At 65.3% G+C, this 14,929-nt stretch carries 13 protein-coding genes and 1 other RNA gene; all 14 read right to left on the reverse strand.

Translation table 11 applies throughout. The features are described 5' to 3' along the window. Positions 1-7: 7 nt before the first annotated feature. Positions 8-883 (reverse strand): cell division protein FtsQ/DivIB, encoded by an 876-nt coding sequence (locus tag ABWY06_RS18775; protein WP_353927100.1) that lies wholly within the window; start codon positions 881-883, stop codon positions 8-10. 2 nt (positions 884-885) lie between these two features. Continuing rightward, entirely contained in the window at positions 886-1,845 is a 960-nt protein-coding gene (locus ABWY06_RS18780; RefSeq protein ID WP_353927101.1) for a D-alanine--D-alanine ligase, read from the reverse strand. Continuing rightward, positions 1,842-3,266, reverse strand: a complete 1,425-nt coding sequence (murC, locus tag ABWY06_RS18785) for a UDP-N-acetylmuramate--L-alanine ligase (RefSeq protein ID WP_353927112.1) — start codon at positions 3,264-3,266, stop codon at positions 1,842-1,844. Before murC ends, ABWY06_RS18780 begins: the two co-directional genes overlap by 4 nt. 13 nt (positions 3,267-3,279) lie before the next feature. Continuing rightward, complete coding sequence (gene murG, locus ABWY06_RS18790; RefSeq protein ID WP_353927102.1) at positions 3,280-4,350, reverse strand: undecaprenyldiphospho-muramoylpentapeptide beta-N-acetylglucosaminyltransferase; 1,071 nt, start codon at positions 4,348-4,350, stop codon at positions 3,280-3,282. Further along, positions 4,340-5,584, reverse strand: coding sequence for a putative lipid II flippase FtsW (ftsW, locus tag ABWY06_RS18795; RefSeq protein WP_353927103.1), 1,245 nt, complete (start codon positions 5,582-5,584; stop codon positions 4,340-4,342). Before ftsW ends, murG begins: the two co-directional genes overlap by 11 nt. Next, positions 5,584-6,930, reverse strand: a complete 1,347-nt coding sequence (gene murD / locus ABWY06_RS18800) for a UDP-N-acetylmuramoyl-L-alanine--D-glutamate ligase (protein ID WP_353927104.1) — start codon at positions 6,928-6,930, stop codon at positions 5,584-5,586. Before murD ends, ftsW begins: the two co-directional genes overlap by 1 nt. 6 nt (positions 6,931-6,936) lie before the next feature. Then, positions 6,937-8,019 carry a phospho-N-acetylmuramoyl-pentapeptide-transferase gene (gene mraY / locus ABWY06_RS18805; RefSeq protein WP_353927105.1) on the reverse strand — a complete coding sequence of 361 codons (1,083 nt, stop codon included), beginning with the start codon at positions 8,017-8,019 and terminating at the stop codon, positions 6,937-6,939. Continuing rightward, a complete protein-coding gene (locus ABWY06_RS18810) occupies positions 8,019-9,398 on the reverse strand; it encodes a UDP-N-acetylmuramoyl-tripeptide--D-alanyl-D-alanine ligase (protein ID WP_353927106.1) in 1,380 nt (459 codons plus the stop codon). Before ABWY06_RS18810 ends, mraY begins: the two co-directional genes overlap by 1 nt. After that, complete coding sequence (locus ABWY06_RS18815) at positions 9,391-10,854, reverse strand: UDP-N-acetylmuramoyl-L-alanyl-D-glutamate--2,6-diaminopimelate ligase (RefSeq protein ID WP_353927107.1); 1,464 nt, start codon at positions 10,852-10,854, stop codon at positions 9,391-9,393. Before ABWY06_RS18815 ends, ABWY06_RS18810 begins: the two co-directional genes overlap by 8 nt. Further along, a complete protein-coding gene (locus ABWY06_RS18820) occupies positions 10,854-12,590 on the reverse strand; it encodes a peptidoglycan D,D-transpeptidase FtsI family protein (RefSeq protein ID WP_502948226.1) in 1,737 nt (578 codons plus the stop codon). Before ABWY06_RS18820 ends, ABWY06_RS18815 begins: the two co-directional genes overlap by 1 nt. After that, on the reverse strand, positions 12,587-12,880 hold the full coding sequence (gene ftsL, locus ABWY06_RS18825; protein WP_353927108.1) for a cell division protein FtsL: 294 nt from the start codon (positions 12,878-12,880) through the stop codon (positions 12,587-12,589). Before ftsL ends, ABWY06_RS18820 begins: the two co-directional genes overlap by 4 nt. Beyond that, positions 12,877-13,818 carry a 16S rRNA (cytosine(1402)-N(4))-methyltransferase RsmH gene (gene rsmH, locus ABWY06_RS18830; RefSeq protein WP_353927109.1) on the reverse strand — a complete coding sequence of 314 codons (942 nt, stop codon included), beginning with the start codon at positions 13,816-13,818 and terminating at the stop codon, positions 12,877-12,879. Before rsmH ends, ftsL begins: the two co-directional genes overlap by 4 nt. Before the next feature lie 2 nt (positions 13,819-13,820). Next, the gene (gene mraZ, locus ABWY06_RS18835; RefSeq protein WP_353927110.1) at positions 13,821-14,276 is read right to left on the reverse strand and encodes a division/cell wall cluster transcriptional repressor MraZ; all 456 of its coding nucleotides are present in this window, start codon (positions 14,274-14,276) and stop codon (positions 13,821-13,823) included. A gap of 351 nt (positions 14,277-14,627) precedes the next feature. After that, positions 14,628-14,929: RNase P RNA component class A (rnpB, locus tag ABWY06_RS18840), an RNA gene on the reverse strand; the annotation flags it as partial.

Genomic DNA, 14,929 nt, shown 5'->3' on the forward strand with positions numbered 1-14,929 from the left:
TCCTCGTTCACTGCACGGTGGCGGGTTTATCCGCCACCGGGGGCGTCACCGGTACACGCCAGCCAACGGCCAGGCCGTTGGCGTAACGCAGATCGATGCGCGCGATATTCGCGATCTGTTCTTTCAGGGTCTTGCCATAGATGGAGATAAAACGGCGCATCTTTTCCATCAGGTGATCGCGGCCCAGCAGCAGCTCGATGCTCTGCCCCGTGCTGTCCGGTCCGGTGGACAGGAACCAGCTGCCGCGTTCACGCAACTCCAGGCGCGCCACCGAAAACCCCAGCGGCCGCAGCATCTGGCTAAGTACCTGGTACTGCTGCATGACCCGCTCCTGGGCACGCTGCGGCCCGGACAGCTTGGGCAGATGTTCGTAATGGCTGAGGTCACGTGGGGCGAACGCCTGCCCCTGGTTGTTCAGCAGTGCCTCGTCGCCCCAGCGGGCGATGGGCAGTTGTTCTTCCAGGCGAATCAGCACCTGGTCGGGCCATACCCGGCGCACCTCGGCGCTGGAAATCCAGGGCATGGCCTCCAGCTCGGCGCGCATGCTGGCCAGGTCGACACTGAAGAAGCTGGCCGCCGCGTAAGGGGCGATACGGGCCTGAATCACCTGCTGGCTGATGTAGCTCAAATCACCCTGCACGCTGATCTTGGCGATCGGTCGATCGGCATAGGGCAGTACCCGCTGCGCCAATTCATAGGCGGCAAACCCCAGCACCACCAGCAACAGCGGCCAGCCCAGGCGCTTGAACGCCGCCCCGCTGGGCTTTGGCAGCCGCTGTGCCAGCGGCTCCTTGGCCACCATCCGGCTCGCGCCCCGCGGCACCGGCTTGCGTGCGGGAGCACGGCCGGGAACCGAGGTTTGAGGGCGGACGGGAGCGCGCATGGTTAAGCTCGTGCCTCCACGCTATCGGCCAGGATCGCCAGCACCAGTTGCTGGAAGTCCAGTCCGGCGGCACGGGCCGCCATGGGCACCAGGCTGTGGTCGGTCATGCCGGGCACGGTGTTGACCTCCAGCAGCCAGAAACGTCCGTCGGCGTCCTGCATCACATCGGCCCGCGCCCAGCCGCGGATACCCACGGCCTCGCAGGCGCGAGCGGTCAGCTGGCGCAGTTCTTCTTCTTTGTCCGGCGCCAGGCCACAGGGAATGTGGTACTGGGTATCGGAGGCCAGGTACTTGGCGTCGTAGTCATAAAAGGCGTGCGGCGTGCCCAGGCCGATCGGCGGCAATATCTGACCGCGCAGGGTGGCGATGGTGAACTCGGGCCCTTGGATCCACTGTTCGACCAGCACCTGGGCGTCGTAGACGCTGGCGGCCTGCCAGGCGCTGATCAACTGTTCGATGTCATGCACCTTGGCCATGCCGATACTGGAACCTTCATGGGCCGGTTTGACGATCAACGGCATCCCCAGTTCCCTGGCGGCGGCAAGACAATCGTCGACGCTGGCCAATACCGCATGGCGCGGGGTCGACAGGCCGAGGCTCTGCCAGACCTGCTTGGTGCGCAGCTTGTCCATGGCCAGGGCCGAGGCCAGCACCGCGCTGCCGGTGTAGGGAATGCCCAGGCACTCGAGTAAACCCTGCATGCTGCCATCTTCACCGCCGCGACCGTGCAGCACGATAAAGGCGCGGTCAATGCGCTCGCTTGCCAGGCGCTGCAGCAGGTCGTCGCCCACATCGAGGCCGAAGGCATCGACGCCGGCACTCTGCAAGGCCTGCAGCACCGCGTTGCCGGATTTGAGCGAGACCGGGCGCTCGGCGCTCTTGCCGCCGAACAGGACCGCGACCCGGCCGAAGGCGGCGGGCGCCAGCGTGGAATGCAGCTGGTCGAAATGCGCCTGGGTCATACCGCGCCCTCCGCCCGTGGAGCGAACAAGGGGCTCTGCAGTAACTGCGGCGCCAGGCCACCGATGTCGCCGGCACCTTGGCACAGCAGGATGTCGCCGGCACGCAGCAGTGGCTTGACCAGCGGCGCCAGGTCGACACCCCGCTCGATGTAGACCGGGTCAAGTTGCCCCCGTTGCCGGATGCTGTGGCAGAGGTTACGGCTGTCGGCGCCGGGAATCGGCTCTTCACCGGCCGGATAGACTTCCATCAGCAGCAATACGTTGCTTTCGGCCAGCACCTGCACGAAGTCCTCGTAGAGGTCACGGGTACGACTGAAGCGGTGCGGCTGGTAAACCATCACCAGGCGCCGGTCCGGCCAGCCACCGCGCACCGCCTTGATCACTGCCGCCACTTCGCGTGGATGGTGGCCGTAGTCGTCGACCAGCATCACGCTACCGCCGTCCACCGGCAGCTGCCCGTAGACCTGGAAGCGCCGTCCGACGCCCTGGAACTGCGACAGGCCCTGGACGATGGCGGCATCGGCGATGCCTTCGTCAGTGGCGATGGCGATGGTGGCCAGGGCGTTGAGCACATTGTGGTTGCCAGGCATGTTGACCGAGATATCCAGCGGGGCATGGCCGGCACGCAGCACGGTGAAATGGGTCAGCATGCCGTCCTGGCGGATATTGATGGCGCGCACATCGGCGTCGGTATCCAAGCCGTAGGTCAGGGTCGGCCGGGCGATTTGCGGCAGGATCTCGCGCACCACCGGATCGTCCACGCAGACCACGGCCAGGCCATAGAACGGCAGGTTGTGCAAAAACTCGACGAAGGTTTTCTTCAGTTTATTGAAGTCCCCTTCGTAGGTGCTCATATGGTCCATGTCGATGTTGGTGACCACGGCGACCATCGGCTGCAGGTGCAGGAAACTGGCGTCGCTTTCATCGGCCTCGGCCACCAGGTAGCGGCTGGTTCCGAGCTGGGCATTGGTGCCGGCGGCATTCAACCGGCCACCGATGACGAAGGTCGGGTCCAGGCCGCCGGCGGCGAACACCGAGGCGATCAGGCTGGTGGTGGTGGTCTTGCCATGGGTGCCGGCGACCGCGATGCCGTGGCGATAGCGCATCAACTCGGCCAGCATTTCGGCGCGCGGCACCACCGGAATGCGCCGCTCCAGGGCACTGGCGACTTCCGGGTTGGCGGTGTTGATCGCGCTGGACACCACCAGCACATCGGCTTGCTCGGCGTTTTCCGCGCGATGGCCGACGAACACCGTGGCACCGAAATTTTCCAGGCGCTCGGTCACGGCCGACGCCTTGAGGTCCGAGCCCGAAACCTGATACCCCAGGTTCAACAACACCTCGGCGATACCGCACATGCCGGCGCCACCGATGCCGACGAAATGGATACGGCGAATGCGGCGCATCTCAGGCTGCGCCATGGCTTTCTGACGCTCAACCACGGGCGACCTCCAGGCAGGTGTCGACGACGCATCGGGTGGCGTCAGGTTTGGCCAGGCTGCGGGCAATGCCCGCCATATGGATCAGTCGTTCAGGTTGCATCAGCACCTCGGTCAGCTGCGCGGCCAGCGTGGCCGCGTCAGTGGAGCGTTGTGGCAGCAGGACGGCCGCGCCGTCCCGGGCGAGATAAGCGGCGTTATGGGTCTGGTGATCGTCGATGGCATGGGGCAACGGCAGCAGAAAGGACGGCAAGCCGGCTGCCGCCAGCTCGCTGACGGTCAGCGCGCCGGAACGGCAGACCACCAGGTCGGCCCAGGCATAAGCGGCCGCCATGTCCTTGATAAAGGGAGCGACCCGCGCCTGCACCCCGGCCTCGCGATAACGCTCGGCGGTGATTCCGTCGTGCTGCTTGCCGGCCTGGTGGAAGACTTCCGGACAGAGCTCGGCCGACACTTGGGCCAGCGCCGCGGGCAGCAGCTGGTTGAGCGGCTCGGCGCCCAGGCTGCCGCCCAGCACCAGCAGCCGAGGCCGACGGCGGGCCAAGGCCGCACGGGGGGTTTCCAGAAACAGCTCCTCGCGCACCGGATTGCCGGTGGTGCGCCGTTTGGCGCTGGCGGGAAAGGTGTTCGGAAAGGCTTCGCAGACCCGCTGGGCGAAGGGCCGCAGGCTGCGGTTGGCGGTACCGGCTACCGCGTTCTGCTCATGGATGATCAGTGGCGCGCCGTTCAGGCGCGCGGCCAGGCCGCCGGGGCCGGTGACATAACCGCCCATGCCGAGCACACAGACCGGCTGCAGCTCTCGCATCACCCGACACGCCTGGAACAGCGCCTTGAGCAACTGCAGGGGCGCCTTGAGCAGCGCCAGCTTGCCTTTGCCACGCAAGCCGCTGACCTGGATCAGGTGCAACGGGAAACCCGCCTGTGGCACCAGCTCGTTCTCGATGCCACGGGGCGTGCCCAGCCAATGCACGCTGTAGCCGCGCGCCTTGAACTCCAGGGCGCAGGCCAACGCCGGAAACACATGGCCACCGGTACCGCCGGCCATGATCAGTACATTACCGCCCATAGTGCGGCTCCTTCTCGGCGGCCAGGTGGGAGGGCGACTCGTCTTCGATGAAATCGGACTCGACGAACTCGACGTCCTCGCTGCCCAACTGGGTACGCCGCTCCCATTCGATACGCAGCAGCAGCGCCAGGCTGACGCAGCAGATCACCAGCGAACTGCCGCCGTAACTGAGGAACGGCAGCGTCAGGCCCTTGGTCGGCAGCAGCCCGGTGTTCACCCCGATATTGATCAGGAACTGGCCCACCCAGAGAAATGCCAGTCCGTAGGCGACGTAGGCGGCAAAGAACTGCTTGGCCTTTTCCGCCCACAGGCCGATGTACAGCGCGCGGATGCAGACGAACAGGAACAAGCCGACGGTCGCCAACGCACCGACCAGGCCCAACTCCTCGGCTAGCACCGAAAACACGAAGTCGGTATGGGCTTCGGGCAGGTAAAACTGCTTTTGGATACTGTTGCCCAGGCCGACGCCAAACCACTCGCCGCGACCAAAGGCAATCAAGGCCTGGCTGAGCTGGTAGCCGGCACCGAACTGGTCTGCCCAGGGATCGGTGAAGTTGGTCAGGCGCGCCATGCGATAGGGCTGCGCCTGCACCAGGATGACCACCGCGCCGATGGCCAGGGACACCATCAGGGCGAAACGGAACAGACCGACGCCGCCGAGGAACAACATGGCGGCCGCCGCGCCCATCATCACCACGGTAGCGCCGAAATCGGGCTCCATCAGCAACAGGCCGGCCATGGGCAGCAGCACCACAAAAGGCTTGAAGAATCCGCCCCAACTTTCCCGCACCTCAGCCTGACGCCGCACCAGGTAACCGGCCAGGTAGATCACCACGAAGACCTTGGCGATCTCCGACGGTTGCACGTTGAAGGCGCCGAAGCCGATCCAGCGCATCGCTCCGTTCACTTCACGACCGATCCCGGGGATCAGCACCAGCACTAGCAAGCCAAAGGCCCCGAGCAGCAGTAGCCAACCCAGACGCTGCCAGGTTTCTAGGGGAATCATCAGCACCACGCCGGCGGCGACCAGGCCGATCACCAGGTAAAGCAGGTGACGGATCATGTGGTACAGCGGATTGCCGGTCTGCACCGCGGCCACCTCGGACGAGGCGGAGGTGATCATCACCAGGCCCAACCCGAGCAACGCCAGGCAGCCGGCCAACAACGGAAAGTCGAGGTCCAGGCCACGGCGGCTGAACAAGGGCGATGGGTTGGGGCGCAGGAAGGTCAGCATCAGACGAGCGCCTCCACCGCAGCGGCGAACAAGCGGCCGCGCTCTTCGAAATTCTTGAACATGTCCAGGCTGGCGCAGGCCGGCGACAACAACACCGCATCACCCGGTTGGGCCCGTTGCGCGGCGGCCTGCACGGCCTGTTCGAGGCTGTCCAGACGGACCAAGGGCACCTGGTCCCCGAGGGCCGCGGCCAAGCGCTCGGCATCCCGCCCGATCAGCAGTACCGCCCGGCAGAAACGCTGTACCGGCGTTTTGAGGGCGGCAAAATCCGCGCCCTTGCCATCGCCACCGGCGATCAACAGCAGCTTGCCGTCGATATCGCTGCCCAGGCCTTCGATGGCCGCCAGCGCCGCGCCGACGTTGGTGGCCTTGGAGTCGTCGTAATAGGCCACCGCCTGGTGCTCACGCAACCACTGACAACGGTGCGCCAGGCCGGTAAAGGACCGCAGCGCCTGCAGCATCGGTGCGAACGGCAGACCGACGGCGTGTCCCAGAGCCAGGGCAGCCAAGGCGTTGGCCTGGTTGTGTGCACCACGCACTTTCAGCTCGCGCACCGCCAGCAGCGGTTCGAACTGGAAGGCCAGGTGTTTTTCACCCTCGACCTCGAGCAGGCCAAAACCCTTGAAATCCGGCTTGTTCAGGCCGAAGGTCCAGCAAGGTACCTGTTCGCCCACCAGCGGCCGCGACAGCGCGTCCTGCCGATTGACCAGCACCTGGCGCGCCCCGCGGAACACCCGGTGCTTGGCCTGGTGATACGCCGGCAGGCCGCTGTAGCGGTCCATATGGTCTTCGCTGACGTTCAGCACGGTGGCCACTTCGGCGTTCAACTGGTCGGTGGTTTCCAACTGGAAACTGGACAGTTCGAGTACATAGAGTTCGACGTCGTCGTCCAGCAGGTCCAGGGCCGGGGTACCGAGGTTGCCACCTACCGCCACGCGCTTGCCGGCCGCCACGGCCATCTCACCCACCAGGGTGGTGACGGTGCTTTTAGCATTGGAGCCGGTGATGGCGATGATGGGCGCCCGCGCATGGCGGGCGAACAGCTCGATGTCACCGGACAACTTGACCCCGCGCTGCGCCGCGGCCTGCAACGCCGGGTTGCTCAAGGCCAGGCCCGGGCTGACATACAGCTCGTCGGCACGGCAGAGGAAGTCGACGTCCAGCGCGCCGCAACGCACTTCCACCTCGGGGTAGTCACGACGCAGGCTGGCCAGTTCCGGCGGCTGTTCGCGGGTATCGGCCACGGCAAATCGCACGCCCTGCCGCGCGAGAAAACGCACCAGCGACAGCCCACTCTTCCCGAGGCCGACGACGATACGAAAATGATCCGAAGCGATCAGGGACACGCGCGCTTACCTCAACTTCAGGGTGGCAAGACCGAACAGCACCAGGATCACCGTGATGATCCAGAAGCGGACGATGACCCGGGGCTCGGGCCAGCCTTTCAATTCGAAATGATGGTGGATCGGCGCCATGCGAAACACCCGCTTGCCGGTCAGCTTGAACGAGGCGACCTGGATCACCACCGACAGGGTTTCCATCACGAACACCCCGCCCATGATGAACAGCACCACTTCCTGGCGCACGATCACCGCAATGGTACCCAGCGCCGCCCCCAGGGCCAGGGCACCGACATCGCCCATGAAAACCTGGGCCGGATAGGTGTTGAACCAGAGAAAACCAAGCCCCGCACCGATCAGCGCGCCGCAAAACACGATCAGCTCACCGGCGCCCGGCACATAGGGAATCAGCAGGTAGTCGGAAAAGTTCACGTTGCCCGAGAGGTAGCAAAAGATCCCCAGCGCGCCGCCGACCATCACCGTTGGCATGATCGCCAGACCATCGAGGCCGTCGGTCAGGTTGACCGCGTTGCTCGAGCCGACGATCACGAAGTAACTCAACACCACGAAGCCCAGGCCCAGCTCCAGGCTGAAATCCTTGAACATCGGCAGGATCAGCGTGGTCTCGACGGCGCTGGGGGCGGTCAGGTAAAGGAAGGTCGCGGCGCCCAGACCAAACACCGACTGCCAGAAGTATTTCCAGCGACTGGGCAGACCCTTGGAGTTCTTCTCGATCACCTTGCGGTAATCGTCGACCCAGCCAATGCCGCCAAACAGCAGGGTGACACCCAGCACCACCCAGACATAGCGGTTTTCCAGGTCGGCCCACAGCAGGGTACTGATCGTGATCGCCGAGAGAATCAACGCACCGCCCATGGTCGGGGTGCCGGATTTGGACAGGTGCGACTGCGGTCCATCGTTGCGCACCGACTGGCCGATCTGGCGGATCTGCAGGGTGCGGATCATCCAGGGGCCCAGCCACAGCGACAGCGACAACGCGGTCAGCACACCGAGGATGCCGCGCAGGGTCAGGTACTGGAAGACCGCGAAGCCTTTGTGGAACTGTTGCAGATACTCCGCCAGCAGCAGCAGCATTAGTGAATCTCCCGCGGGGTGGCGCAGAGGGCCGCGACGATGTGTTCCATCGCCGCGCTGCGCGAACCCTTGATTAAAATGGTGGTATCGCCTTGTTCCGAGCCCAGGGCCTGAATCAGGCTGGCCTGGTCGGCGAAGTGCCGCGCCGCGGGGCCGAATGCGCGCACGGCATGGGCCATCAGGGGCCCTACCGCATACAAGGCATCGACCTTGCCGGCGGCATAAGCCCCCACATCCCGGTGGCCCTGTTCCGCCCACTCGCCCAGCTCGCCCATATCGCCGAGCACCAGCAGGGTGCGACCGGAAAAGCCGGCCAGTATATCGACAGCGGCGCACATCGACACCGGGTTGGCGTTATAGCTGTCATCGATGACCCGCACGCCATTGGCCGCCAGGCTGGCTACCGCGCGGCCCTTGACCGGTGCCAAACGCTCGAGTCCGACCTGCACGGCGACCAATGGCACATTCAGGGCCGCGGCGGCGGCGGCGGCAGCCAGGGCATTGGCGACATTGTGCAGACCCAAAAGGTTAAGCTGGACGCGCACCTCTCCGGCCGGCCCCTGCAGGGTGAAGCCCGGGCAGCCGCGCGCGTCACGACTCAGTTCATGGGCCTGGAAGTCGGCGGCACGGTCGTGCAAGGCGAAACTCAGCACACGGCAGGTACCGGCCCGGGCGCGCCAGAGCTCGAACGCCGGGTCGTCGCGGTTGAGCACCGCCACACCGGCCGGGTCCAGACCGTCGAGAATCTCGCCCTTGGCCTGGACGATCTTGTCCGGCCCACCGAATTCGCCAACATGGGCATTGCCGGCATTGGTGATGATCGCCACCTGCGGCCGGGTCAGGCCCACGGTGTAGGCGATTTCGCCGACCCGCGAGGCGCCCAGCTCGATCACTGCGGCGGCATGCTCGGGGCCCAGCTCCAGCAGCGTCAGCGGCACCCCCAGTTCGTTGTTCAGGTTGCCGCGGGTGGCCAGTACCGCCGCCTCACGGCCGGCGTGCGCCGCGCGCAGGATGCTGGCGAGCATCTCCTTGACGGTGGTCTTGCCGCTGGAACCGGTCACGGCAGCCAGGGTGCCGGTATAGGCCTGGCGATTCAACGCGGCCAGGCGACCAAGCGCCACGCGGGTATCGGCCACCCGCAGCTGGGGCACATCCACCTCGGGAACCGCGCGCTCGACCAGCGCGGCGGCCGCGCCGCTGCGGGCCACCTGCGCCAGATAGTCATGGCCATCGAAACGCGGACCGCTCAAGGCGACAAACAGTTGCCCGGGCTGCAGGGCCCGGCTGTCGCTGCTGACCGCGGAGAACGCCACGTCGTCGCCCAGCACCTGCCCCTCGAGGGCGGCCGCGACCTGACTGAGCCGCAACGCCTTAAGCATGGGTCGCCTCCCAGCGTGCCAGGGCCTGGCGCGCCTGCTCCAGGTCGGAAAACGGCTGGCGGGCGCCGCCGATTTCCTGGTAGTCCTCGTGGCCCTTGCCGGCCAGCACCACCACATCGGCGGCATCCGCACTGGTGATCAGATGGTCGATGGCCTGACCGCGACCCTGCATAAACAGGGCGCTTTGCGGGGCGTGCAGGCCGGCGCGGATATCCTCGAAAATCTGCTCAGGCGCTTCGCTGCGCGGGTTGTCGTCGGTGACCAGCAGGCCATCGGCCAGGCGTTCGACCACTTGCGCCATCAAGGGTCGCTTGCCGCGGTCACGGTCGCCGCCACACCCGAACAGGCACAGCAGGCGGCCACGGGTATGCGGACGCAAGGCGCCGAGGACTTTTTCCAGGGCGTCCGGGGTGTGCGCATAGTCGACCACCACCAGCGGTTGCTGGCCGCCGCCCAGGCGCTGCATGCGCCCGGCCGGCCCCTGCAGGGTGGGCAGCAGGCGGAGGATTTCGTCGAGTGGATAGTCCATGGCGAGCAAGGCACCCACCACCGCCAGCAGGTTGCTCAGGTTGAAGCGACCGAGCAGCGGGCTTCTCAGGTTGCCTTCGCCTTGGGGGGTGACCAGGGTGGCGCGGATGCCGTCGTCGGCAAAACTGGCCGCCTTGCAATACAGGTAGGCACGCTGGTCATCCAGGCTGTAGGTGATCAGGCGCGAGGGCTGCTCGTCCTGCGCCAGCTGCCGGCCCAGGTCGTCGTCCAGGTTCAGCACCCGACAGCGTAAACCCGGCCAGGCGAACAGCTGGGCCTTGGCGGCGGCGTAGGCCTGCATCGAGCCGTGGTAGTCCAGGTGATCGCGCGACAGGTTGGTGAACACCGCCACATCGAAGGCCAGCGCCGCGACACGGCCCTGCTCCAGGCCATGGGACGACACCTCCATGGCCACGGCGCGTGCACCGGCCTGCTTGAGGTTCGCCAGCACCGCTTGCACGCCGATGGGGTCCGGGGTGGTGTGCAGGCCCAGGGCCAGTTCGTTGTGAAAGCCGGTACCCAGGGTCCCGACTATGCCGCACCGTTCGCCCAGCTGGTCCAGCGCCTGGGCCAGCAACTGGCTGACGCTGGTCTTGCCGTTGGTGCCGGTCACGCCGACCAGGTGCAAGCCGCGGCTCGGCTCGCCATAGAAACGCCCGGCGATGGCCGAGAGCTGACCGCCGAGGTTTTTCAGCGCGAGCAAGGCCGCGCCCTCGGCCTGGATCGGCTGGGCGCCTTGCGCCTCGTAGGCCACCGCGGCCGCGCCACGGGCGATGGCATCGGCAATGTGCAGGCGGCCATCCTGACGGCCGCCGGGCACGGCCAGAAACAGATCGCCTGGGCGCACCTTGCGGCTGTCCAGGGTCAGTTCGCGGATCAGCACCGCGCTCTCGGCTTCGGGCAATAATTGATTGAGCGGCATGGGCATCAGCGCGTCACTCCCTGAGCGGTCACGGCGGCCACCGCGGCGGGCTCGACCGGCGGCGGCAGGTTATCGGGGGCGATATTCATCAGGCGCAAGGCGCCGGCCATGACCCGACCGAACACCGGCGCTGAAATCAGACCACCGTAATAAGCACTGGAATTGGGTTCGTCGAGCACCACCACCAGGGCGATGCGCGGGTTGCTCAGCGGCGCGAAGCCGGCGAACAGCGAACGGTAGGCGTTGGCGGTATAACCCTTGCTGCCCACGGTGGCCTTGCGCGCGGTGCCGCTCTTGCCGCCCACGTGGTAGGCCGGCACCTTGGCGCGGAACACCCCACCGGGTGCCTCCACCACCTGTTGCAACATGCCTTGCACGGTCTTGGCGACCTCCTCGGGAATCACCTGAACCCCGTCGGGCAGGCGTTCGTCGGCGCGGGTCAGGGTCAGGGGCACGCTACGCCCGCCATTGGCCAAGGTGGCGTAGGCGTGCGCCAACTGCACGGCAGTCACCGACAGGCCATAACCGTATGCCAGCGTGGCGGTCTCGGCCTTGGGCCAGATCCGGTGATTGGGCAGGTTGCCCACGCGTTCGCCCGGAAAGCCCAGCCCCGTGTCCTGACCCAGGCCGACTTGCTGCATCACGCCGTAGATGGACTCAGCGCCAATGTCGAAGGCGATCTTGCTGATGCCGACGTTGCTCGACTTGATCAGGATACCGGTGAGGTCGAGCACCCCCTCGTTCTTCGACACATCGCGAATGGTGTACTTGCCGATCTGCAAGGTCCCGGGGTAGACGTCGACCTTGTCGGTGGGTTTCCAGCGTCCGGTTTGCAGGGCCGCGCTGATCGAAAAGGGCTTGACCGTGGAGCCAGGCTCGAACACGTCGATCATGGCGCGGTTGCGCATCATCGCCGGCTGCAGGTTGCGCCGGTTATTGGGGTTGTACGTCGGGTGGTTGACCATCGCCAGCACCTCGCCAGTCTTGACGTCGAGCATCACCAGGCTGCCCGCCTTGGCGCCCGATTCAGCCAGGGCATTGCGCAGTTCGCGGTGCGCCAAGTACTGCAACCGCAGGTCGATGGACAGCGCCAGGGCCTTGCCAGCCTTGGCGTTCTGGGTCACCTGGACGTCCTTGATCAGGCGCCCTCGCCGATCCTTGAGCACCTGGCGGGTGCCGGGCACGCCGGCCAGCCACTCATCCAGCGCCAGCTCCATGCCTTCGCGACCGCGGTCATCGATATCGGTAAAGCCGACCACGTGCGCGGTGACTTCGCCGGCGGGATAGAAGCGGCGAAACTCCTCGATGCTGTAGACCCCCGGCAATTTCAGGTCGAGGGCGACCTGCCCCTGCTCCGGGGTCAAGCCACGGACCAGGTAGAAAAATTCGCGGCCGGCATTTTTTTCCAGGTTCTGGATAAAGGCTGCCGGCTCCTGCCCCAGGGCCGCAGCCAGTGCCGGCCACTGCGCGCGCGCCGCTTGCAGCTCCTTGCCATTGCCCCACAGGGTCAACACCGGGGTGCTGACGGCCAGCGGTTCACCGTTGCGATCGGTGATCAGCCCGCGGTGCGCCGGGATCGAGATATGCCGCATGCTGCGCGCATCACCCTGGCCCTGCAGGAAGTCATGGTCGATCACCTGCAGGTCGACGATGCGCCAGGCAATGGCGCCGACCATGCCGACCAGCAGAACCAGGATCAGTCGAAAACGCCAAGGGTAGAGCGCGCCCTCGAGCTTCATCATGGCGCCACCATCTGCACGTCCACCGGATCGGGAATGCGCATTTTCAGTTGCTCGGTGGCCAGGGTCTCGATCCGGCTATGGGCCGTCCAGGTGCTCTGCTCGAGAATCAGCCGCCCCCATTCCGCCTGCGCCTTGTCGCGCACGCTCAGCTCGGCGTACAGGGCGTTGAGCAACTGACGGTTCCAGTGCGCGCTGTAGGACACCGCGATCGCCGACAGCAGGACAGCTAGGAACAGCAGCAGCATTAACAGGCTGCCCGCTGGCATGGACTTGACCCCTGGCCGCATCAACGCAATTTCTCCGCGACCCGCATGACGGCGCTGCGCGAGCGCGGATTGGCCTTGAGCTCGGCCTCGGAGGCGAACTGCGGCTTGCCCAGCAGGCGCAGGCGTGGCTCGAACGCCACATGGCGTACGGGCAGGTTACGCGGCAAGGTGTCAGCTTCACCCTTGAAATGCCGGCGCATAAACAGCTTGACCATGCGGTCCTCCAGCGAGTGGAAGCTGATCACCACCAGGCGTCCACCGACGTCCAGGGCCGCCAGCGCCGCCTCCAGGCCGCGCTCGAGGTCGCCGAGCTCGTTGTTGACATGGATACGCAGGCCCTGGAACGCGCGGGTGGCCGGGTTCTTGCCCTTCTCCCAGGCGGGGTTGGCCACCTTCAGCACTTCCGCCAAATCGGCGGTGCGCTCGAACGGGCGCTCGCTGCGACGCAGCACCACGGCGCGGGCCATACGCTTGGCAAAACGCTCCTCGCCGTACTCCTTGAAGACGCGGGCGATTTCGTGTTCTTCGGCGCTGGCGATAAACTGCGCAGCACTGACCCCGCGTGACGGGTCCATGCGCATGTCCAGCGGTCCATCATTGAGAAAGCTGAAGCCGCGCTCGGCATCGTCCAGCTGCGGCGAAGACACCCCCAGGTCCAGCAAAATGCCGGACACCTGGCCGGCCATCTGCCGTGCGGCCAATTCCTCGCCCAACTCGGCAAAACTGCGCTGCACAACGACAAAGCGGCCATCCTCGGCCGCCAACGCATTTCCCGTGCTGATCGCCTGGGGATCCTTGTCGAACCCCAGCAAACGACCGTCGGGCCCCAGGTGCTGGAGAATCAATTGGCTGTGCCCGCCGCGCCCGAAGGTGCCGTCCAGGTAGCAGCCGTCCGGGCGGATCGCCAACGCCTCGATCGCTTCGTCGAGCAGCACGGTGATATGGCGGAACGTCGGGGTCATGGTCACAGAATCAGATCACGCAATTCGGCGGGCAAACCGCCCGGTTGTTTAATGGCCGCCAGGTCCGCTTCAGCCACCGCGTTCCAGGCACCCTCGTCCCACAATTGGAATTTGTTCAATTGCCCGACCAGCATCGCGTGTTTGTCCAGTCCGGCGTACTCACGTAGCCGCGGCGGCACCAGAAAACGCCCGCTGGCATCCAGCTCCAGGTCGACCGCGTTACCGATCAACAAGCGCTGCAGGCGACGGGTTTCATCACGCAGGGATGGCAATTCACGCAGTTTGGCCTCGATCAGCTCCCACTCGGGCAGCGGATACACACATAAGCAGGGGTCAACGGCGTCGATAGTGACGATAAGCTGGCCGGCCGATCTCGAGACGAGCTCATCCCGATACCGGCTTGGCATCGCGAGTCGCCCTTTGGCGTCGAGAGAGATGGCATTAGCTCCGCGAAACAAGGTCTTGTTTCCCCACTATTGTTTAGCTATCCCTGCCGAAAAACCCACTTTGTGCCACTTCATGCCACTGGCGCACACTATAGGAATGGGCGGACCCAAGCGTCAAGGCGCGTCGATCGGGAAAAACCCTTACGGATCGGCAATTTAGCGAACAAAACGGGGGCCAGAGTTAAGGCGAAACATGAGGTTTTCGAGGAAAAAATAAGCGTGCGCAATCACATGGAGGTAGAAGTTAAAGTAACTTCTTAAGAGTAAGACCGTTTCGGCATTAACCGGGGTGTTCAGGAAGCGAAGCTAGACGGAACGATATGCGGGGGTATTCGACTACGAGGCCTTGCGGGGATAAAAAAGGTGGAGAGTCGATCTGTAAGCCGGGTTCTGTCGAGGACAGTCATTCCTCTACGACGGCCATCACTGGACGCCTTTAGCAACCTACCCGGTTCCAGCGCGGGCCACGCCAATGGAACCCTATTTGGTCTTGCTCCGAGTGGGGTTTGCCTAGCCACGAACTGTTACCAGTCGTGCGGTGCGCTCTTACCGCACCTTTTCACCCTTACCGGCGCCGAAGCGCTTAGGCGGTTATTTTCTGTGGCACTTTCCGTAGGCTCACGCCTCCCAGGCGTTACCTGGCACTCCGCCCTATGGAGCCCGGA

The sequence above is a fragment of the Pseudomonas sp. genome (assembly GCF_040514055.1).
Classification (GTDB): domain Bacteria; phylum Pseudomonadota; class Gammaproteobacteria; order Pseudomonadales; family Pseudomonadaceae; genus Aquipseudomonas.